The organism is Lelliottia jeotgali, from assembly GCF_016771845.1.
Classification (GTDB): domain Bacteria; phylum Pseudomonadota; class Gammaproteobacteria; order Enterobacterales; family Enterobacteriaceae; genus Enterobacter; species Enterobacter jeotgali.
This window is the reverse complement of sequence record NZ_JAENMQ010000005.1, coordinates 17,881-38,093: the sequence shown is the minus strand read 5'-3', so window position 1 is coordinate 38,093 and position 20,213 is coordinate 17,881. Positions and strand designations below refer to the sequence as shown.

Annotated in this window: 17 protein-coding genes and 1 tRNA gene; 8 read left to right on the top strand and 10 right to left on the bottom strand. The window is 54.4% G+C overall.

Annotated elements, in window-relative coordinates; translation table 11 throughout:
* Window positions 1-304: 304 nt before the first annotated feature.
* From JBO43_RS12055 to JBO43_RS12045, 3 genes are all read left to right on the top strand, one after another.
* Window positions 305-1,396: an ABC transporter substrate-binding protein gene (locus JBO43_RS12055; RefSeq protein WP_103947674.1), complete on the top strand. Its 1,092-nt coding sequence runs from the start codon at window positions 305-307 to the stop codon at window positions 1,394-1,396.
* A gap of 136 nt (window positions 1,397-1,532) precedes the next feature.
* Entirely contained in the window at window positions 1,533-3,302 is a 1,770-nt protein-coding gene (locus tag JBO43_RS12050; protein ID WP_202674395.1) for an ABC transporter permease, read from the top strand.
* Complete coding sequence (locus JBO43_RS12045; RefSeq protein ID WP_202674394.1) at window positions 3,295-4,365, top strand: ABC transporter ATP-binding protein; 1,071 nt, start codon at window positions 3,295-3,297, stop codon at window positions 4,363-4,365. The genes JBO43_RS12050 and JBO43_RS12045 overlap by 8 nt, the downstream gene beginning before the upstream one ends.
* A gap of 62 nt (window positions 4,366-4,427) precedes the next feature.
* Here JBO43_RS12045 and JBO43_RS12040 read toward each other — a convergent pair whose 3' ends face one another.
* The 4 genes from JBO43_RS12040 to proB form a co-directional block, all read right to left on the bottom strand.
* Window positions 4,428-4,871, bottom strand: a complete 444-nt coding sequence (locus JBO43_RS12040; RefSeq protein WP_202674393.1) for a GNAT family N-acetyltransferase — start codon at window positions 4,869-4,871, stop codon at window positions 4,428-4,430.
* 154 nt (window positions 4,872-5,025) lie between these two features.
* Window positions 5,026-5,101, bottom strand: a tRNA-Thr gene (locus tag JBO43_RS12035).
* Between the two features lie 111 nt (window positions 5,102-5,212).
* Entirely contained in the window at window positions 5,213-6,466 is a 1,254-nt protein-coding gene (proA, locus tag JBO43_RS12030; protein WP_202674392.1) for a glutamate-5-semialdehyde dehydrogenase, read from the bottom strand.
* Window positions 6,467-6,476: 10 nt separating this feature from the next.
* The gene (gene proB, locus JBO43_RS12025) at window positions 6,477-7,580 is read right to left on the bottom strand and encodes a glutamate 5-kinase (protein WP_103947679.1); all 1,104 of its coding nucleotides are present in this window, start codon (window positions 7,578-7,580) and stop codon (window positions 6,477-6,479) included.
* A 306-nt stretch (window positions 7,581-7,886) separates the two neighbouring features.
* On the opposite strand from proB, the gene phoE reads away from it, so the two are divergent.
* A complete protein-coding gene (gene phoE, locus JBO43_RS12020) occupies window positions 7,887-8,939 on the top strand; it encodes a phosphoporin PhoE (protein WP_095280893.1) in 1,053 nt (350 codons plus the stop codon).
* Between the two features lie 74 nt (window positions 8,940-9,013).
* Here phoE and crl read toward each other — a convergent pair whose 3' ends face one another.
* From crl to gpt, 3 genes are all read right to left on the bottom strand, one after another.
* The gene (gene crl / locus JBO43_RS12015; protein ID WP_095280892.1) at window positions 9,014-9,415 is read right to left on the bottom strand and encodes a sigma factor-binding protein Crl; all 402 of its coding nucleotides are present in this window, start codon (window positions 9,413-9,415) and stop codon (window positions 9,014-9,016) included.
* Window positions 9,416-9,472: 57 nt separating this feature from the next.
* The gene (gene frsA / locus JBO43_RS12010) at window positions 9,473-10,717 is read right to left on the bottom strand and encodes an esterase FrsA (RefSeq protein WP_095280891.1); all 1,245 of its coding nucleotides are present in this window, start codon (window positions 10,715-10,717) and stop codon (window positions 9,473-9,475) included.
* A gap of 109 nt (window positions 10,718-10,826) precedes the next feature.
* The gene (gene gpt / locus JBO43_RS12005; protein ID WP_095280890.1) at window positions 10,827-11,285 is read right to left on the bottom strand and encodes a xanthine phosphoribosyltransferase; all 459 of its coding nucleotides are present in this window, start codon (window positions 11,283-11,285) and stop codon (window positions 10,827-10,829) included.
* Window positions 11,286-11,545: 260 nt separating this feature from the next.
* On the opposite strand from gpt, the gene pepD reads away from it, so the two are divergent.
* The gene (pepD, locus tag JBO43_RS12000; RefSeq protein ID WP_202674391.1) at window positions 11,546-13,003 is read left to right on the top strand and encodes a cytosol nonspecific dipeptidase; all 1,458 of its coding nucleotides are present in this window, start codon (window positions 11,546-11,548) and stop codon (window positions 13,001-13,003) included.
* A 160-nt stretch (window positions 13,004-13,163) separates the two neighbouring features.
* On the opposite strand, the gene dinB is transcribed toward pepD, so the two are convergent.
* Window positions 13,164-14,222, bottom strand: a complete 1,059-nt coding sequence (gene dinB / locus JBO43_RS11995) for a DNA polymerase IV (RefSeq protein WP_095280888.1) — start codon at window positions 14,220-14,222, stop codon at window positions 13,164-13,166.
* Between the two features lie 275 nt (window positions 14,223-14,497).
* On the opposite strand from dinB, the gene dpaA reads away from it, so the two are divergent.
* Window positions 14,498-15,238, top strand: a complete 741-nt coding sequence (gene dpaA, locus JBO43_RS11990; RefSeq protein ID WP_095280887.1) for a peptidoglycan meso-diaminopimelic acid protein amidase — start codon at window positions 14,498-14,500, stop codon at window positions 15,236-15,238.
* Here the strand turns inward: dpaA and JBO43_RS11985 are convergent.
* Together JBO43_RS11985 and lpcA are read right to left on the bottom strand one after the other, a co-directional pair.
* Window positions 15,209-15,976 carry a class II glutamine amidotransferase gene (locus JBO43_RS11985; RefSeq protein ID WP_095280886.1) on the bottom strand — a complete coding sequence of 256 codons (768 nt, stop codon included), beginning with the start codon at window positions 15,974-15,976 and terminating at the stop codon, window positions 15,209-15,211. The two genes, dpaA and JBO43_RS11985, sit on opposite strands and share 30 nt — an antisense overlap.
* Window positions 15,977-16,022: 46 nt before the next feature.
* Entirely contained in the window at window positions 16,023-16,601 is a 579-nt protein-coding gene (gene lpcA, locus JBO43_RS11980; protein WP_095280885.1) for a D-sedoheptulose 7-phosphate isomerase, read from the bottom strand.
* 237 nt (window positions 16,602-16,838) lie between these two features.
* Between lpcA and fadE the strand changes: the two genes are divergently transcribed.
* Window positions 16,839-19,283: an acyl-CoA dehydrogenase FadE gene (fadE, locus tag JBO43_RS11975; RefSeq protein WP_103949973.1), complete on the top strand. Its 2,445-nt coding sequence runs from the start codon at window positions 16,839-16,841 to the stop codon at window positions 19,281-19,283.
* A 107-nt stretch (window positions 19,284-19,390) separates the two neighbouring features.
* Window positions 19,391-20,161 carry an amidohydrolase gene (locus JBO43_RS11970; RefSeq protein WP_095284183.1) on the top strand — a complete coding sequence of 257 codons (771 nt, stop codon included), beginning with the start codon at window positions 19,391-19,393 and terminating at the stop codon, window positions 20,159-20,161.
* Window positions 20,162-20,213 lie beyond the last annotated feature (52 nt).

Below are 20,213 nucleotides of genomic sequence, written 5' to 3'. Positions count from 1 at the left end.
CCCCCTCTCCACTGAACCAGAACATCCGCCATTCCCCTTAAGGCATCCGCTGCACTGTGTAAAACACCCGCCCGGTGGCGCTAAGCTTACCGGGCCTACAGGGTCTTCACGCTTTTGTAGGCCGGGTAAGGCGCAGCCGCCACCCGGCAATAAAACCTTTCCCGTGGTTTCTATGGTGTTAATTGCTTAAAAAAGGCCAGCAATCACACTTCGGAAACAGAGCCTGTTGCCCCCTATTGTCTGAAAATCACCATCGGCTATGTTGAGTTTTGACTACTAAAATGTAACTGAAAGGTTAATTACAATGTCGAACACAACACTCCGTATTTCTCTGCTTACCGCTACTGTGCTTTTCTCCGTTTCTGCAATGTCTGCTCTGCCGCAAGGCTATCCGGCGGACTACCAAAAGGTCGTCGACGCCGCGACCAAAGAAGGCAAAGTGGTTATCTACTCCACTACTGACACCAAAGCTGCCGGGCCGCTGATTCAGGGCTTTGAGGCGGCGTACCCGGGCATCAAAGTTGAATACAACGACATGAACAGTACCGAACTGTACAACCGTTTTATCAGCGAACAGGCTGCTGGCGGCGGTAGCGGCGACGTGGTGTGGAGTTCTTCAATGGACACCGGTCTGAAGCTCGCCACCGACTATGCCCTGGAGTACAAATCCCCGGAACAAGGCCAGCTGCCAAAATGGGCGGTGTGGAGCGATAAAGCCTACGGCACCACTTACGAGCCGGTGGTGTTTATCTATAACAAGCGCATGATCCCGGCGAACGAAGTGCCGGATTCTCATGCCGCGTTAGCAAAACTGATCGCCAGCCAGGCCGATAAATTCAAAAGCAAAGTCACCACCTACGATATCGAGAAATCGGGCCTCGGCTTTATGCTCTCGGTGCAGGATTCCAAAGCCGATCCGAACTATTTTAAAACCCTGGCTGACGTCGCCAAAGGCGGTTTAGCCGTGCAATCTTCCACCGGCACGATGATGGAACGCGTCTCCTCCGGCGAAAACCTGATTGGCTTTAACATCCTGGGTTCTTACGCCGAAGCGCGTGCCAAAACGGACCCGTCGCTCGGCATCTCCTATCCGAAGGATTACACCCTGGTGTTGTCTCGCGTGTCGTTCATCAGCCAGCAGGCGCAAAACAGCAACGCCGCGAAGCTGTGGCTGGACTACGTGCTATCTGAAAAAGGCCAGAGCATTCTGGCGAACCAGGCCGACATCCCCTCCATCCGTAACGATATCGAAGGCAAAAACGACATTGACGGCATGACCAAAATGCTCGGCAACGCGCTGAAGCCGATTCCGGTGGATGAAAGCCTGCTGGAATACCTGCAGCCGAAAAAACGCCTCGATTACATCAAACAGTGGCGCGAAGCTGCCGGCAAATAACCTCAGGCCAGCCACTCTGCGTCTGATTGCCCGGTGACGGCTCACGCCTTACCGGGCCTACAAAAAGTAAGCCGGATAAGCGCAGCACATCCGGCAACCAATGCCGTTCCTCAGGGTCAACAGCCAGGGAAACCCTATGCAAGCCTTACAAAGAAAATGGCAAAGCCTGCCCCGCGGCGTGGTGGTGTTGATCACCGCGCTGGTGATTTACGTTCCTTTGTCGTTCATCGTGATACAAAGCTTCTTATCCGCACCGTTCTTTTCCCCGTCGAAAGAGTGGAGTCTGGAGTCATTTGGCTTCATTTTCACCGACCCGGATTTTTATAAAGCGCTGAGAAGCGGATTTATTCTCGCTTTCGGCCTGGTCGCGATCGCCATTCCGCTCGGGGGCGTGCTGGCCTTTTTGATGGTGCGAACCGACCTCCCCGGACGCCGCCTGATCGAGCCGCTGATCCTCGTGCCGATCTTTGTCTCGCCGATGGTGCTCGGCTTTGGCTACGTGGTGGCCGCAGGTCCGGTGGGGTTCTTCTCCCTGTGGGCGCAGTCGCTGATCGGCTTCGTGCCGTGGAACATCTACGACATGTCGAGCATCGTGGTGATTGCCGGGCTGACGCACGTTCCACACGCCTATCTGTATATCTCCTCGGCGCTGCGCAGCGTCGGGTCTGATGTGGAAGAAGCCGCGCGTATCGCCGGTGCGTCGCCGTTGCAGGTTATGACCGCCGTCAGCCTGCCGATGGTGCGCCCTTCTATTCTTTACGCCGTCGTGCTGCTGTTTTTCCTCGGGCTGGAAGTGTTCGGCCTGATGCTGGTGCTCGGCGATCCGGAAGGCAACATGGTGCTGGCGACTTACCTGTACCAGCTAACCAATAAACTCGGCACGCCGTCTTACCATCTGATGGCCGCCGTCGCCGTGGTGCTGATCTGTATCACCATTCCGCTGGTGATGCTCCAGCGCCGTCTGATGCGCACCGCCAACCGTTTTGTCACCATGAAAGGCAAAGCCTCTCAGGCACGTGCGTTGCCGCTGGGCAAGTGGCGCTGGGTCGCCGGTGCCGTCGTCGCCTTCTGGCTGACGGTCACGATTGGCGTTCCGCTGCTGGGCGTGGTGCTGCGCGCATTTATCTCCAACTGGGGCGTGGGCGTGTCTGTCTGGGATGAGCTGTCGCTCAACACTTTCCGCACCATCTGGCAGCAGCCAAACCTGCTGCGCGCGATCGTCAACTCGATGGCGATTGGCGTGTTCGGCGGCGCGCTGGCGGTGGTTTGCTATCTGTTTATCGGCATCGCCATGCACCGTAAACCGGACAACACCACCCGCTTCCTCGATTACAGCGTGCTGGTGCCACGCGCGGTGCCGGGCCTGCTCGCCGGGCTGGCGTTCCTGTGGGTATTCCTGTTCCTGCCAATGTGGCTGGATAACGCCCTGAAATCTGGCTGGTTTTCGGGTATGCCGTGGTCGCAGTGGCTGCGCGATAACCTGATTGTCTGGCTGCGATCGCTTCGCAGCACCATCTTCAGCGTCTGGCTGGCCTACACCGTGGTGTGGATGGCGTACGGCCTGCGGCTGATCTCTTCCACGCTGTTACAGGTGGCACCGGAACTGGAAGAAGCGGCGCGCAGCACCGGAGCAACACGCGGGCAGATCACCCGCCACGTAACGATTCCTCTGTCTCGTTACGGTTTGATTGGTTCCTGGTTGTTGATGTTCCTGATTTTCGAGCGTGAATATTCTACCGGCGTGTACCTGCTTTCGCCGGGCACGGAAACCATCGGGTCGATGCTGGTTTCCCTGTGGGCTGCAGGCGCGATCGATATCGTGGCCGCGCTCTCCTTTATCAACATCCTGCTGGTGGTCGTCGGCCTGGGGATTGCCCTTCGTTTTGGAGTCAAATTACATGATTGAGTTAACGGTCGAGAATCTGCATTTAACCTACGGCGACAATCCGGTGTTGAAGGGCGTGTCGATGAACCTGAAGCGCGGCGAAGTGGTGTCACTGTTGGGGCCCTCGGGCAGCGGCAAAACCACGCTGCTGCGCGCCGTCGCCGGGCTGGAAAAACCGACTCAGGGCGCAATCGTCATCGGCAACAACAAAGTGTACGACGGAACGCCGCGCAGCGAAGTCCCTGCCGAAGAGCGTAATCTCGGGCTGGTGTTTCAGTCCTACGCCCTGTGGCCGCATAAAACTGTGTTTGAGAACGTGGCCTATCCGCTGAAACTGCGCAAAGTGCCTGCCAAAGAGATCACCCAGCGGGTGCAGGATGTGCTGGATCAACTTGGGCTGGGGCATCTGGGCAAACGTCACCCGCATCAGCTTTCCGGTGGTCAGCAGCAGCGAGTGGCGATTGGCCGTGCGCTGGTGTATAACCCGCCGGTTATCCTGCTGGATGAGCCGCTGTCGAACCTCGATGCCAAGCTGCGTGAAGAAGCCCGCGTGTTCCTGCGAGAGCTGATCATCAAACTGGGGCTGTCGGCGCTGATGGTGACGCACGATCAGAATGAGGCGATGGCGATTTCTGACCGCATCCTGTTGCTCAATAACGGCAAAATTGAGCAACAGGGCACGCCGCAGGAAATGTATGGTTCGCCGAAGACGCTGTTCACTGCAGAATTTATGGGGAGCAACAACCGTCTGCACGGCAAAATCACCGAAGTCCGCGACGGCAAAGCGCGCATCGAAGGCAGGGGCTGGTCGCTGTGGGGCAAAGCCGCAGAAGGCGTGCAAAGCGGTCAGGAAGGCACGGCGGTGATCCGCGTCGAACGCGTGGCGTTAGTCGAAGGACCAGGGGAAAACCAGTTCGAACTGCCGCTACTGACCAGCATGTATCTCGGCGATCGCTGGGAATACCTGTTCAGGACAATCGGCGATGATTTCGTGATCCGCGCTTATGGCACTGAGGTGCGTGACCCGCAGCATTGCCACCTGGCATTACCGGAAAATCACGTCTGGATTTTCCCGAAAGGGTGATGGCGAAAGGGAGCGATTATGTCGCTCCCTTTTTACAGAAATTTGATTTGGGGTTGTAGTGGTCATCGGGTTTGTTTCAGATAAACCATGTCACGTAACTGTATGCCGCCCTCAAAGATAGGATGATCATAATTATCGATAAAGAAATCCTTCACCCGATGGGAGTCAACAAACCCACAGCGCTTATAGAAATCAAGGGTAAAAGGCACATCACCCGTGCCGACATACAGAGTGTTAAAAGACGTTAGGTAGGTTTTTTTGAGGAATGCGATCATGGCCTTACCATATCCCTTTCTTTGGGATGCAGGATCGGTGGCGATATTTTTCAGTTCACACTCGTGGCTATTTAACGCCACAACAACCGCAATGCATTTCACGCCATTATCATCCAGCTTGAACATTCGCCCTGCGTCGAGATAGCGATCAATCATATCCTCTTGCTCATCACCCAGAAGAAGGAGTTCAAGGAAGTCTTTTTTGTTATGTAACACTTCTGTGATGAGCATGATGGTTCCCTTGTTAGCTTTATCCTCGAAGGAATTATTGCATTATCCAGTGGGGCTAAAGAGATTTTCGTTCTGGAAATGGGAGATAGGGGCTGGATGAAGCGGGTTCTAAGGGCGTTGAGTTGGTTTTGATAGACTTGGGAAGAGTTTGAAATGGTGCCGATAAGAGGAGTCGAACCTCCGACCTTCGCATTACGAATGCGCTGCTCTACCAACTGAGCTATATCGGCCCTGAAAGGCCGGTTACGAGCGTAACCACGGGGCAAAATGTTAAAACTAACAGGGTGATGCGTCAATGGCCTTGCGAATCAAATGCCTATTTTTGCATCACCCTCGTTTATTTACGCACGAATCGTATCATCGCCGTAGCCGATCCACTTGTAGGTGGTCAGCGCTTCCAGCCCCATCGGGCCACGGGCGTGCAGTTTTTGCGTGCTGACCGCCACTTCGGCGCCCAATCCAAACTGACCGCCGTCGGTGAAGCGCGTTGAAGCGTTCACATACACTGCGGAAGAATCCACTTCATTGATAAAGCGATCGGCGTTGCGCAGAGTGCGGGTCAAAATCGCGTCGGAGTGCTGCGTGCCGTGGGCGCGAATGTGGGCAATCGCAGCGTCCAGATCAGCGACCACTTTCACATTCAGATCCAGCGACAGATACTCATCGTCATACTGCTGCGCTTTTACCGCTTCCACTTTCGCAGGGCCATCTTTCAGCAGTGCCAAAGCCTTGTCATCCGCATGCAGCGTCACGCCGCTCTCGGCCATCTGTTTGCTCAGAGCAGGTAAGAAAGTCTCGGCAATGCCCTGATGCACCAGCAGCGTTTCAACGGTGTTACAGGTGCTTGGACGCTGAGTTTTGGCGTTGACGATAATCTTCAGCGCAGGTGCGATTTCAGCGCTGTCATCCACAACGATATGACACACGCCAATCCCGCCGGTGATCACCGGAATGGTCGATTGCTCGCGGCACAGCTTGTGCAGACCCGCGCCACCGCGTGGGATCAGCATGTCGATGTATTTATCCATACGCAGCATTTCATTGACCAGCGCACGATCCGGGCTTTCGATAGCCTGAACCGCACCCGCTGGCAGGCCGCACTCTTCCAGCGCCTGCTGAATGACTTTCACCGTCGCCGCGTTGGTACGCCACGTCTCTTTACCACCGCGCAATATGGCTGCGTTACCGGTTTTCAGGCACAGAGAGGCAACGTCAACGGTCACGTTCGGGCGCGCTTCATAAATCACGCCGATAACACCAAGCGGGACCCGGCGACGTTCGATACGCAGGCCGCTGTCGAGCAGACCGCCGTCGATCACCTGTCCGACCGGATCGGCAAGATTACAGACCTGACGCACATCGTCGGCGATGCTTTTCAGGCGCGCAGGGTTCAGCGCCAGGCGATCGAGCATCGCCTCGCTCAAACCATTTTGACGTGCGTCAGCTAAATCCTGTTCGTTAGCGAGCAAGATTTGCTGTGATTGCGCTTCCAGATAGTCAGCGATTTTTTCCAGAACGCGGTTTTTTTCGCGACTGGAAAGGAGCGCCAGTTTGTAAGAGGCGGCTTTGGCAGCAGCACCCATTTGTTCCAGCATGATTGGCTCCTTAGCGAATGATCATATCGTCACGATGCACAGCAACCGGGCCATATTCATAGCCCAGAATAGCGTCGATTTGCTGTGAGTGATGCCCGGCAATGCGTCTAAGCGCGTCGCTGTTGTAGCGGCTGACGCCGTGGGCAATATCGCGACCTTCAAGATTACAGATACGAATCACTTCACCACGGGAGAAGTTACCTGTCACGCTTTTAATTCCTTTCGGAAGTAATGAACTCCCTCTTTCCAGAATCGCCGACGTCGCACCTTCATCAACGGTGATTTCACCCGCTGGCGGAGCGCCGAAAATCCAGCGTTTACGGTTTTCTAGCGGAGAGGCTTCAGCATGGAAACGCGTGCCGACGGAAATGCCTTCCATGACATCACCAATCACACCGGGACGGCTACCAGCAGCAATAATGGTATCGATACCCGCACGACACGCCACATCAGCAGCCTGCAGTTTGGTGCCCATCCCACCGGTTCCCAGCCCGGAAACGCTGTCTCCAGCAATCGCGCGCAGGGCGTCGTCAATGCCGTAGACATCTTTAATCAGCTGCGCCTGCGGGTTATTGCGCGGGTCGGCGGTAAACAGCCCTTGCTGATCGGTGAGCAGCAGCAGTTTATCCGCACCGGCCAGAATCGCGGCCAGCGCGGAGAGATTATCGTTGTCGCCAACTTTGATTTCAGCCGTCGCCACCGCATCGTTCTCATTAATAACCGGAACGATGTTGTTATCCAGCAGCGCACGCAGAGTGTCGCGCGCATTCAGGAAGCGTTCCCTGTCTTCCATGTCCGCGCGGGTCAGCAGCATCTGGCCCACGTGTATACCGTAGATAGAGAATAGCTGTTCCCACAGTTGAATCAGTCGACTTTGCCCTACCGCCGCCAGCAGCTGTTTAGAAGCGATGGTCGCGGGGAGTTCGGGATAGCCCAGATGTTCGCGCCCGGCAGCAATGGCGCCAGACGTGACAATCACAATACGGTGACCTGCGGCATGAAGTTGTGCGCACTGGCGGACAAGTTCAACAATGTGGGCGCGATTAAGGCGGCGCGATCCGCCTGTTAAAACACTGGTACCGAGTTTTACCACCAGCGTCTGGCTGTCACTCATGATTCTCTGCCATTCAACAATAAGGGAAAATGATGTCAATCAGACGTTTTAACAGGACTCAGCGCCGTTGCCAACTGCTGGCGCATAAAGCACGCCACTTTGTTGCGCGGGATCAGGAAGCGTAGCGGCAGATTTTTACAGATTTATGACTGAAAAAATAAAACATACTTTTTTAGACATATTCTTACTTTGTCATAAAACGTTCACCCGCAGACGATAAAACCCTTCCTGTTTTTCACGGGGTAATAAGTCGAGTCTTATTGCTCAGCGAATATTAGCGCGTTTTATAAAACATCAGGATTGAAAATGAAAAAGAGCACTCTGGCATTAGTGGTAATGAGCGTTGTGGCCTCCGCATCTGTACATGCAGCAGAAGTTTATAATAAAGACGGAAATAAACTCGACGTGTACGGCAAAGTAAAAGCAATGCACTACCTGAGTGATGACGATACCAAAGATGGCGACCAGACTTATGTTCGTTTCGGCTTCAAAGGCGAAACGCAAATTAACGATCAGTTGACCGGCTTTGGTCGCTGGGAAGCTGAATTCTCCGGTAACAAAGCTGAGAGCGATTCCACGCAGAAAACCCGTCTGGCCTTTGCCGGCTTGAAACTAAAAAATATTGGCTCCTTCGACTACGGCCGTAACCTCGGTGCGCTGTATGACGTGGAAGCGTGGACCGATATGTTCCCGGAATTTGGCGGCGACTCTTCCGCTCAGACCGATAACTTCATGACCAAACGCTCAAGCGGCCTCGCCACTTACCGCAACACTGACTTCTTCGGCGCGGTTGATGGCCTGGACATGACGTTGCAGTATCAGGGTAAAAACGAAGGTCGTGATGCCAAGAAACAGAACGGTGACGGCTTTGGTACATCTTTGACCTATGATTTCGGTGGCAGCGATTTCGCCGTCAGTGGCGCATACACCAACTCTGATCGTACCAACGCGCAGAACCTGCTGGCTCGCGGTGAAGGTGATAAAGCTGAAGCCTGGGCAACCGGTCTGAAATACGACGCTAATGATGTATACCTGGCGGCGATGTATTCTGAAACGCGCAATATGACACCAATTTCGGGTGGCTTTGCGAATAAAGCACAGAACTTCGAAGTGGTCGCGCAATATCAGTTCGATTTCGGTTTACGTCCATCCCTGGGTTATGTCCAGTCTAAAGGCAAGGATATTGAAGGGATCGGCGATGAAGACCTGGTGAAATATATTGACGTGGGCGCAACCTACTATTTCAACAAAAACATGTCTGCGTTTGTTGATTATAAAATCAACCAGATTGATGACGACAATAAACTGGGTGTGAGCAGCGACGATATCGTTGCCGTGGGTATGACCTACCAGTTCTAATAGCGATGCATTAAAAAAACCCGGCACGAAAGTGACCGGGTTTTTTATTGTCTGCTGCTTTGGCGGGAAAAGCGTTATGCGGAGAGCTTAACCTGCTGGTTGGTGAAATCATCGGCAGGCTCAAGCTTTAAATTCAAGGTCGCCAGCAGTTCACGCGCCCTGTCGTGAAAACCGCGCAGCGTGAGCTCGAGGCGATCGATAACTTCCTGATCTTTGATAGTCGTCGCTTCCCAGTGCCCGTCTTTGTTAAACAGGCCAAAGTGATAGCTATAGGTAAAACGCTTCTCTTCAGCGTCCATTTCCATCCACCAGCCCCAGAACTCCCGTTTTTCGGGTGCAGGCTTCACGTTGACGCAAACAGCCAGGCAGTCGAAAAAAAAGCGATTCTCTTCACACTGCTCTTCTCGAATATACGGGCCAAGAGCCATGAACTTCTTAATCAGTCTACTTTTCGGGTGTCCACTCGGTAACGTCATTGCGATCTCCTTTTGTGAAGCCACTGTTTTACCAAACCATCAAAATTTAGCAATCTCTTAACACAATCTCTGGGTGATCCAGCGCGTAATCTCGTTGAGTGCTTTGTCAAAATTCTGATACACCGGGCTAAAGGGTATCTCAAGCAGTTTGCCATCCACAGATGACGATGTGATTAAACGTGACTCTTCTTCCGGGCTGAACGGATCGTTTTTCCAGAATCCGGAAAGCATCGGTGTCGGACAACGACGTCCTAGCAGGCCCTGGGTTTTTAACGAATAGCGATTCAACTCCACACGCAGCGCTTCGTCTGATGCATCATGCATGCCAAGACGGCTCGCCAGGACGTCGAGATACATCTCTGGCACGCTTGCTTGTCGGGTTGGGTCACTTAATAACGCGTGGACAACCGGCCCGAGACACGCCACCGCTTTCAGGCGCGACGATTCAAGATAAGCCAGGCGTACCGCGACATTCGCGCCAAAGCGGAAGCCAAAGGCAGCGACTTTGGTGTGATCAACCCAGGGAATATTCTCCAGCGCTTTTAACGCATGCTGGTGCAATAAGCTGGAATCCTGCGTCAGTTTCCACTTTGAGGAAAAACCAATAGACGGCATATCCAGCGTCAGCATCGCGACCCCTTTTGGTGCGAAGTAGCGCTCAAACAGGCTGAAATAATCAATTTGCAGGGAATCCAGGCCGCCGCACATCATCACCGTCGGGAACGGGCCTTCGCCTGGCGGCATGTGCAGAAATCCCGTGACCGGCGCCCCGCCGGGAATGGTGAACTCAATTTCGCGCACATTGCACGGCAAACGCTGAGCGGCTTCTTCGTAAGCGCGGTTCGCCAGCGCCTGCGCCTGTTCTGCCAGGTCGTCGCCTTTCAAATGCGGGTAAGCAGCGATGCTGTATAGATTAGCTGCATGAAGCCAGTGCTTCCCGCTGAGGGTTTGATCTTGCTCCTGAGAGGCTTTTTGCTGCCAGAGCATCGCCTGGGAGGCCCACTCGTAAATCCAGTTGCCGCCGCGATAACCGACCACCGTGTCGTACAGATCGCTGTCGGTACGATCGGCCTCACTCATGACGATACGCGCCTGCACGTCGAGGATTTCGCGGGCGTCAATGCCGCGCCAGATCCACATCAGACGGTTAATCATGCGATACCAGTGCGGTACGTTTTTGCCGTCCAGGGCGGACTGCACAGAAGGCTGAGTGCCAGGGTTGAAGCGACGAACAAGGGTCGACGTTTCCGGGTGTTTGAAACGAGGTTTGAACAGGGTTTCGCTAAGATTCGCCTGGGTCATTGCGCGCTGCCTCCATGATTACGTCACATTAAACCCATTGTAACGCGCTGGAGGCTAAAAAAAACAACGCCCGGCATCACCGGGCGTTAAAAATAATTTCGGACTGTAATTATCGGCTGGAGATTGGCGGGATAAATGCCACGCCCATATCCCACGGCTGTTCAATCCAGGTATCCTGCGGGATGTCGATCACGTAGTCGTTCACCAGTGGACGGCCAGCCGGTTTAGCGAAGATAGTCACGAAATGCGCTTTTGGGTACATTTCGCGGATCGCAACAGCAGTGCCGCCGGTATCGACCAGATCGTCAATCACGATAAAGCCTTCGCCATCGCCTTCAGCGCGTTTCAGCACGGTCAGCTCACGCTGGTTATCGTGGTCATAGCTGGAGATGCAGACGGTATCGACATGGCGAATACCCAGTTCACGCGCCAGCAGTGCGCCCGGAACCAGACCGCCACGGCTCACGGCAATAATGCCTTTCCACTGTTCAGAAGGCATCAGGCGTGCAGCCAGTTTACGTGCATGAATCTGCAACATGTCCCAGGTGACGACGTATTTTTCGCTCATGTGAAGTGTCCCAGCCTGTTTATATACGGCTTAAAAAGTGTTCGAGGGGGAAATAGGTTGCGCGAGATTATAGAGATCTGACGCACTAAAAACCAGTGTTTAGCGGCGCGGGGCGGAGTTTTTACTTGCTTTATGCTAGCAGCAGACGGAGAAAGTGGTATTCTCAACCTCATCTCGCAAGCCCGACTTGTGCTGACTATCACTCTGCTAACCCTGTGACCTGCAAGCTTGTTTGCAGCGCCACGACAAGGAGACTTATCGTGTCTGAACTGTCTCAATTATCGCCACAGCCACTGTGGGATATTTTTGCCAAAATCTGTTCCATTCCTCACCCTTCCTATCACGAAGAACAGCTTGCCGAACATATTATGGGCTGGGCGAAGGAAAAAGGCCTGCACGCGGAGCGTGACCAGGTAGGCAATATTCTGATTCGTAAAGCGGCCACCGCCGGTATGGAAAACCGCAAACCGGTTGTGCTTCAGGCGCATCTGGACATGGTGCCGCAGAAAAATAACGACACCGAACACGACTTCACCAAAGATCCTATTCAGCCCTACATTGATGGCGAGTGGATCAAAGCACGCGGCACCACGCTGGGTGCAGATAACGGTATTGGTATGGCATCTGCGCTGGCTGTGCTGGCTGACGACAGCGTTGAGCATGGTCCACTGGAAGTGTTGCTGACCATGACCGAAGAAGCCGGTATGGACGGTGCGTTTGGTCTGCAGGCTAACTGGCTGCAGGCGGATATCCTGATCAACACCGACTCTGAAGAAGAGGGTGAGATCTACATGGGTTGCGCCGGTGGTATTGATTTCATCTCTACCCTGCCGCTGACCCGTGAAGCAATTCCTGCTGGCTTCCAGACCTTCAAGCTGACGCTGAAAGGTCTGAAAGGCGGTCACTCCGGTGGTGATATTCATTTAGGTCTGGGCAACGCCAACAAACTGCTGGCACGCTTCCTGGCGGGACACGCCGCTGAGCTGGATCTGCGCCTGGTTGATTTCAACGGCGGTACGCTGCGCAACGCGATCCCGCGTGAAGCCTTCGCGACCGTAGCTGTTGCGGCGAATAAAGCCGACGAGCTGAAAAACCTGGCGAATGTCTACCTGGATATCCTGAAAAACGAACTGTCGGCGAAAGAGAAAAATCTGACCGTGGTTCTGGAATCCGTCTACACTGATAAAGCCGCGCTGACCGCGCAGTCTCGTGACAGCTTTGTGCAGTTGCTGAACGCCACGCCAAACGGCGTGATCCGCAACTCTGACGTGGCGAAAGGCGTGGTAGAAACCTCCCTGAACGTCGGCGTCGTGACCATGACTGATGACAGCGCAGAAATCATCTGCCTGATTCGCTCGCTTATCGACAGCGGTAAAGAGTACGTGGTGAGCATGCTGGAATCTCTGGGCAAACTGTCTGGCGCGAAAACCTCCGCCAAAGGCAGCTACCCAGGCTGGCAGCCAGATGCGACTTCTCCAGTGATGGCACTGGTGCGTGAAACCTATCAGCGTCTGTTCAACAGCACGCCGAACATTCAGGTGATTCACGCAGGTCTGGAGTGCGGTCTGTTCAAGAAACCGTACCCAGATATGGACATGGTTTCCATCGGGCCGACCATTACTGGCCCGCATTCTCCGGACGAGCAGGTGCACATCGAAAGCGTGGGCCACTACTGGACGCTGCTGACTGAACTGCTGAAATCGATTCCGGCTAAGTAAGTTGCTGTATGTGCCCGGCGGCACTGCGTTTGCCGGGCCTACAGGGGATGGGTGCGGTCTGATGCCCGCCCCCCGGCCCTCTCCCACGGGAGAGGGTGCAAACACTAAAAACGGCAACCTGGTTGCCGTTTTGCATTTACCTTCTGGCCACCAGGCTTTTTTATAGCCCCAGCACCAGCTGTCGCTCCAGCTGCGGGTCCAACAGCGTAACGTGCAGCCCCACCAGCCTCACTCCCCTTCCCCCTCGACGCTCCTGCCAGGCTTTTTTCGCCGTTTCAATCAGATCGTCTTTGTTCAGGCGCGGCCAGACGTGTTCCTGAGTCGTCTGCTGGAAATCGTTGAACTTGAGTTTCACGCCCTGGCGGGCAATCAGCAGATCGGGTTTGACCTTCGCCAGCCGTCGTTCCAGCTCGGGATAGAGCTGCTCGACAATAATGGTTTCGCAGTCGCTCCAGTCGTGGATATCTTCTGCCAGAGTGCGCTCAACGCCCACAGATTTACGCAGGCGCTCGCTGTTGATACTGCGCTCATCAATCCCCTGGCTACGCTCCCACAGGACCCGACCAAACTTGCCAAAGCGCTTGAGCAGCATCGCCAGATCGCTGTTCTGTACGTCTTCGCAGGTTCGCAGGCCGAGCGTCTCCAGTTTAGCGGCAGAGACTTTGCCAACGCCGGGGATTTTACCCAGCGGCAGCGTTTTCAAAAAAGCCGGAACGTCATCAGGTGTAATGACGTACTGCCCGTCGGGCTTGTTCAAATCAGAGGCAATTTTGGCGAGGAACTTCACCGGTGCAATTCCTGCGGAAGCCGTCAGATTCAGCTCGTTAAAAATGGTCTGGCGGATTTCCTGCGCCATCAGGGTAGCAGAGCCGTGACAATGCAGGCTGTCCGTGACGTCGAGATAGGCTTCGTCAAGAGAAAGCGGTTCAATCAGCGAGGTATAGCGGGAAAAGATTTCCCGAATGCGAACCGAGGCTTCTTTATAGGCATCAAAACGCCCCGGCAATAGAATGAGATGAGGGCAAAGCTTAAGCGCCATCGCCGTGGGCATGGCGCTACGCACGCCAAATTTGCGCGCCGGATAGTTGGCGGTGCTGATTACCCCGCGCTGAACGCGGCTGCCGCCGATGGCAATCGGGACATCCCGCAGCGCCGGATTATCACGCATCTCCACGGCAGCAAAAAAGCAGTCCATATCGACATGGATTATTTTGCGCATACTCAGCCCTCACATTTACTGGATAAGTATACAGTTAAAATATCAAAATTGAAAAGCGCCGTGATGACCTGGCGTTCACCCCTTTTCGCACATTTCCTGGTTTAAAAGAGAGCCTGATAAGTTATAAATACAAACTAATTTGTAAACTCAAAGCTTGATGCTTGCGAAAAAATGCAGCGATGCTAATGTGAGCGCTCCTAATCCAGATAATTCTGATTTCGGGTCTCTTTTGCCGTCCTGGCAAGTTGGTTTGGCTTTATCAAGGAACTTGTAGTATGCGTAAAATCGCATTGTTCATTGCGATGCTTCTGATCCCGTGTGTCTCGTTTGCTGGTCTGCTTAGCAGCGACAGTTCGACCACCCCGATCAGCAAAGAATATAAACAGCAGTTAATGGGATCACCGGTTTATATTCAGATCTTCAAGGAAGAACGCACGCTCGATCTATTTGTCAAAATGGGCGAGACATATCAGCTGCTTGATAGCTACAAAATTTGTAACTATTCCGGCGGGTTAGGCCCGAAACAACGTCAGGGTGATTTCAAAAGTCCTGAAGGGTTCTATACCATTCAGCGTAATCAGCTTAAACCCGACAGCCGCTTCTATAAAGCCATCAACATCGGTTTTCCGAATGCCTATGATCGCGCGCATGGTTACGAAGGTAAATACCTGATGATTCACGGTGCCTGCGTGTCCATTGGCTGTTACGCCATGACGGACAGCGGTATTGATGAGATTTTCCAGTTTGTGACGGGCGCATTAGTGTTCGGGCAGGCCGGTGTGCAGGTGAACATTTATCCGTTCCGCATGACCGATGCCAATATGCAGCGCCATAAGTATTCGACCTACGCGGATTTCTGGAAACAGCTGAAACCGGGTTACGACTACTTCCAGCAAACGCATAAGCCACCGACCGTGTCGGTCGCGGATGGTCGCTACATCGTCAGCAAACCGCTGAGTCATGAAGTCGTCCACCCGCAACTGGCATCAAACTACGCGGTTCCCGAGGCAAAATAACGCCCACTCGCCTGGCATGATCTTTTGCCAGGTTTCATTGCCCGTCAGCGGCTGAGTGGCGATAACCGTGACCACATCATCAGGTGTGGTTTCGGTTTGAAAATCAATTTCCACATCCTGATCGAGCAGCTTGGCCACACCAAACGGCGCGCGGCGCGTGATCCAGAAAAGGTTTGTCGAGCAGAACGCCATCACGTAACGCCCATCCGACAGCAGCATATTAAACACGCCCTTCTCACGCAACTCACAGGCCAGTGTGCCGATGTATTTAAACACCGCTTCCATATTTCCTGGCGTGCGCGGATAACGCTCTGTCAGCTTGTGCAGTAACCAACAAAACGCTTTCTCACTGTCAGTTTCACCTACTGGCCGAAAATTTCCCGTTTCCAGTGATTTATAGCCTGTCAGCTGTCCGTTATGGGCGTAGGTCCAGTTGCGGCCCCACAGCTCACGGGTAAACGGATGGGTATTTTCCAGCGCCACTTCCCCTCGGTTTGCCTGACGAATATGGGCAATGACCGAGCGGGATTTAATCGGGTAATCCTGTACTAACCTGGCGATAGGAGAGTTGAAGCTGGGTTGCGGATCTTTGAACGTGCGACAGCCTTTTCCTTCGTAGAAGGTAATGCCCCAGCCGTCTTTATGCGGCCCGGTTCCTCCACCGCGCTGTACCAACCCGGTGAAACTAAAGCAGATATCGGTTGGCACATTGGCGCTCATCCCGAGCAATTCGCACATACATCACCTCCACAACAGCGGGGGCATGAGTGCCCCCAGCGAAGACTTACTTGACCATCTCTTTTTCGATCAGCTGGATCAGGATATGAATCACTTTAATGTGAATTTCCTGGATTCGATCAGCATAACCGAAATGTGGCACACGGATTTCGATATCCGCCGTACCCGCCATTTTACCGCCATCTTTACCGGTCAGGGTGATGACTTTCATCCCTTTCTCGCGCGCAGCTTCAATGGCTTTAATCACGTTACCGGAATTACCTGAGGTGGAAATACCCAGCAGGACATCACCTTCACGGCCTACCGCTTCAACGTAGCGCGAGAAAATATGATCGTAACCGAAGTCGTTACCCACGCAGGAGATGTGGCTAACGTCAGAAATCGCAATTGCCGGGTAGCCCGGACGGTTTTCACGGTAGCGACCGGTCAGCTCTTCCGCGAAGTGCATGGCGTCGCAATGGGAGCCGCCGTTACCGCAGGAAAGCACTTTACCGCCGGCTTTGAAACTGTCTGCCAGCAGGACCGCCGCACGCTGGATCGCGTGAATATTGGCTTCATCTTTCAGAAAGTTGGCCAGCGTCTCCGCGGCTTCGTTCAGTTCGTTACGAATAAGATCCTGGTACATGAGGATAATCCTTCAGTATTGATGAATAACAAACGGAGTGTACCGGATAGCGTTGAGAGCGAGAAGCTAAAGCCATGCAAATCCTCCGGCGTTTTGATTATTCGTGCCTGCGAAAACCTGAACAATGTGAACCAGGTTGTAATTATTTTGTGAATGCATTGCTAAAAGAAATAACATCCACTACAACCATATCATCACAAGTGGTCAGACCTCCTACAAGCAAGGGAGCTTTTCGTTATGATGATTTTGAGCATTATCGCAACCGTTGTTCTGCTCGGTGTGTTGTTCTATCACCGCGTCAGTTTAGTTTTGAGTAGCCTGATTTTACTGGCCTGGACTGCCGCGCTTGGCCTGGCGGGTCTGTGGAATATCTGGCTTGTCCTGCCGCTGGCCATCATCCTGCTGCCGTTCAACGTTCCGGCGATGCGTAAGTCGATGATTTCTGCCCCGGTATTTCGCGGTTTCCGCAAAGTAATGCCGCCGATGTCACGCACGGAAAAAGAAGCAATCGACGCGGGCACTACCTGGTGGGAAGGCGATCTGTTCCAGGGCAACCCGGACTGGAAAAAACTGCACAACTACCCGCAGCCGCGCCTCACTGCTGAAGAACAAGCCTTTATTGATGGTCCGGTAGAAGAAGCGTGCCGCATGGCGAACGACTTCGAGATCACCCATGAAATGGCCGATCTGCCGCCAGAACTGTGGGCGTACCTGAAAGAGCATCGCTTCTTCGCGATGATCATCAAAAAAGAGTACGGCGGCCTGGAGTTCTCCGCTTACGCTCAGGCTCGCGTGCTGCAAAAACTGGCCGGTGTCTCAGGTATTCTGGCGATCACCGTCGGCGTGCCAAACTCATTAGGCCCTGGCGAACTGCTGCAACATTACGGCACCGAAGAGCAAAAAGATCACTATCTGCCGCGCCTGGCGCGTGGTCAGGAAATTCCGTGCTTCGCGCTAACCAGCCCGGAAGCTGGTTCTGACGCCGGAGCAATCCCGGATACTGGCGTCGTGTGCATGGGCGAGTGGCAGGGCCAGCAGGTGCTGGGTATGCGCCTCACCTGGAACAAGCGCTACATTACGCTGGCGCCAATCGCCACCGTGCTGGGTCTGGCGTTCAAACTCTCTGACCCGGATAAACTGCTGGGCGACGAGGAAGATCTGGGCATCACCTGTGCGCTGATCCCAACCTCTACCCCTGGCGTTGAAATTGGTCGTCGTCACTTCCCGCTGAACGTGCCATTCCAGAACGGTCCGACCCGTGGCCAGGATATCTTTGTGCCGATTGATTACATCATCGGCGGCCCGAAAATGGCCGGTCAGGGCTGGCGTATGCTGGTGGAATGTCTGTCGGTCGGTCGCGGCATTACCCTGCCGTCTAACTCTACCGGTGGTCTGAAATCTGTCGCGATGGGGATTGGCGCTTACGCCCATATCCGCCGTCAGTTCAAAATCTCCATCGGTAAGATGGAAGGGATCGAAGAGCCACTGGCGCGTATCGCAGGCAACGCCTATGTGATGGACGCTGCGGCCTCTCTGATCACTTACGGCATCATGCTCGGTGAAAAACCGGCCGTGCTGTCGGCTATCGTGAAGTACCACTGTACCCACCGCGCACAGCAGTCAATTATTGATGCGATGGATATTGCTGGCGGTAAAGGCATTATGCTCGGCGAAGGCAACTTCCTGGCGCGCGGCTATCAGGGCGCACCGATTGCCATCACCGTGGAAGGCGCAAACATTCTGACCCGTAGCATGATGATCTTTGGTCAGGGCGCGATTCGCTGCCATCCGTATGTGCTGGAAGAGATGGCTGCGGCACAAAACAACGATGTGGATGCGTTCGATAAACTGCTGTTCAAACATATCGGCCACGTCGGCAGCAACAAAATGCGCAGCTTCTGGCTGGGCCTGACGCGCGGTCTTACCAGCTCCACGCCGACGGGTGATGCAACTAAACGTTATTACCAGCATCTGAACCGCCTGAGTGCAAACCTGGCGCTGCTGTCAGATGTGTCGATGGCCGTTCTGGGCGGCAGCCTGAAGCGTCGCGAGCGTATCTCCGCGCGTCTGGGTGATGTCCTGAGCCAGGTGTTCCTCGCCTCTGCGGTTCTGAAACGTTACGACGATGAAGGCCGTCATGAAGCGGATTTGCCGCTGGTCCACTGGGGCGTGCAGGATGCTCTGTACCAGGCAGAACAGGCGATTGACGATCTGCTGGCGAACTTCCCGAACCGCTTTGTCGCTGGTGCGCTGCGCGTGGTTATCTTCCCGACCGGTCGTCATCATCTGGCTCCGTCTGACATCCTCGACCACAAAGTGGCGAAGATCCTGCAGGTGCCAAGTGCGACCCGCTCGCGTATCGGTCGTGGTCAGTACCTGAAACCAACTGCGCATAACCCGGTCGGTCTGCTGGAAGAGGCGCTGCTGGACGTGATGGCCGCCGATCCGATTCACCAGAAAATCTGTAAACAGCTGGGCAAAAACCTGCCGTTTACCCGCCTGGATGAACTGGCAAAACAAGCGCTGGCCGGTGGCATCATCGATCAGAACGAAGCCGCAGTGCTGGTGAAAGCTGAAGAGAGCCGTCTGCGCAGTATCAACGTGGATGATTTCGAGCACGATGAACTGGCGACCAAGCCGGTAAAGCTGCCGGAGAAGGTCCGCAAACCTGAAGCAGCGTAAACGAAACGCTTCCACAAACCCCGCCGCAAGCGGGGTTTTTTATTGCCACATTTTCTCTTTTTCCCGTGCTACAGTGTCAAAAAGCTGTCTTTCGAGGAGTCATGATTGTGCCTGGTTTGAAGATTACCCTTTTGCAACAGCCGCTGGTGTGGATGGACGGTCCCGCCAATCTGCGCCACTTTGATCGCCAGCTCGAAGAGATCGCCGGGCGCGATGTGATTGTCCTGCCGGAAATGTTCACTACCGGTTTCGCGATGGAGGCGGCAAAGCAGTCTTTAGCGCAGGATGAGGTGGTCGCCTGGATGCACAGCAAGGCGCAGCAAACCAACGCCCTCGTCGCCGGTAGCGCCGCATTGCAAACTGAACGCGGGCCGGTGAACCGCTTCCTGCTCGTTGAGCCGGACGGTACGCTGCACTTCTACGACAAACGCCACTTGTTCCGCATGGCTGATGAGCATCATCACTACGAAGCCGGGAACGAGCGCGTGGTGTTCGAGTGGCGCGGCTGGCGCATTCTGCCGCTGGTCTGTTACGACCTGCGCTTCCCGGTGTGGTCACGCAACCGCAACGATTATGATCTGGCGCTGTACGTCGCCAACTGGCCTGCCCCGCGCTCGCTGCACTGGCAGGCGCTGCTGGTGGCCCGCGCCATTGAGAACCAGGCGTATGTGGTCGGCTGTAACCGGGTGGGAACGGATGGCAACGGGCATCACTATCGCGGCGACAGCCGGGTGGTGAATCCGCAGGGCGAAATCATTGCGACGGCGGAGCCACATCAGGCGACGCGCATTGATGCAGAGCTGTCACTGACGGCGCTGAAAGAGTACCGCGAGAAGTTTCCGGCGTGGCAGGATGCGGATCCGTTTAGCATTGGATGAAAAAAAGCCGGGTGGCGGCTACGCCTTACCCGGCCTACATCTGTTTTCGCAT

Coding starts and splice junctions, on each gene's coding strand:
- JBO43_RS12055 (WP_103947674.1), top strand. CDS start 305: ATGTCGAACACAACACTCCGTATTTCTCTGCTTACCGCTACTGTGCTT.
- JBO43_RS12050 (WP_202674395.1), top strand. CDS start 1,533: ATGCAAGCCTTACAAAGAAAATGGCAAAGCCTGCCCCGCGGCGTGGTG.
- JBO43_RS12045 (WP_202674394.1), top strand. CDS start 3,295: ATGATTGAGTTAACGGTCGAGAATCTGCATTTAACCTACGGCGACAAT.
- JBO43_RS12040 (WP_202674393.1), bottom strand. CDS start 4,871: ATGCTCATCACAGAAGTGTTACATAACAAAAAAGACTTCCTTGAACTC.
- proA (WP_202674392.1), bottom strand. CDS start 6,466: ATGCTGGAACAAATGGGTGCTGCTGCCAAAGCCGCCTCTTACAAACTG.
- proB (WP_103947679.1), bottom strand. CDS start 7,580: ATGAGTGACAGCCAGACGCTGGTGGTAAAACTCGGTACCAGTGTTTTA.
- phoE (WP_095280893.1), top strand. CDS start 7,887: ATGAAAAAGAGCACTCTGGCATTAGTGGTAATGAGCGTTGTGGCCTCC.
- crl (WP_095280892.1), bottom strand. CDS start 9,415: ATGACGTTACCGAGTGGACACCCGAAAAGTAGACTGATTAAGAAGTTC.
- frsA (WP_095280891.1), bottom strand. CDS start 10,717: ATGACCCAGGCGAATCTTAGCGAAACCCTGTTCAAACCTCGTTTCAAA.
- gpt (WP_095280890.1), bottom strand. CDS start 11,285: ATGAGCGAAAAATACGTCGTCACCTGGGACATGTTGCAGATTCATGCA.
- dinB (WP_095280888.1), bottom strand. CDS start 14,222: ATGCGCAAAATAATCCATGTCGATATGGACTGCTTTTTTGCTGCCGTG.
- dpaA (WP_095280887.1), top strand. CDS start 14,498: ATGCGTAAAATCGCATTGTTCATTGCGATGCTTCTGATCCCGTGTGTC.
- JBO43_RS11985 (WP_095280886.1), bottom strand. CDS start 15,976: ATGTGCGAATTGCTCGGGATGAGCGCCAATGTGCCAACCGATATCTGC.
- lpcA (WP_095280885.1), bottom strand. CDS start 16,601: ATGTACCAGGATCTTATTCGTAACGAACTGAACGAAGCCGCGGAGACG.
- fadE (WP_103949973.1), top strand. CDS start 16,839: ATGATGATTTTGAGCATTATCGCAACCGTTGTTCTGCTCGGTGTGTTG.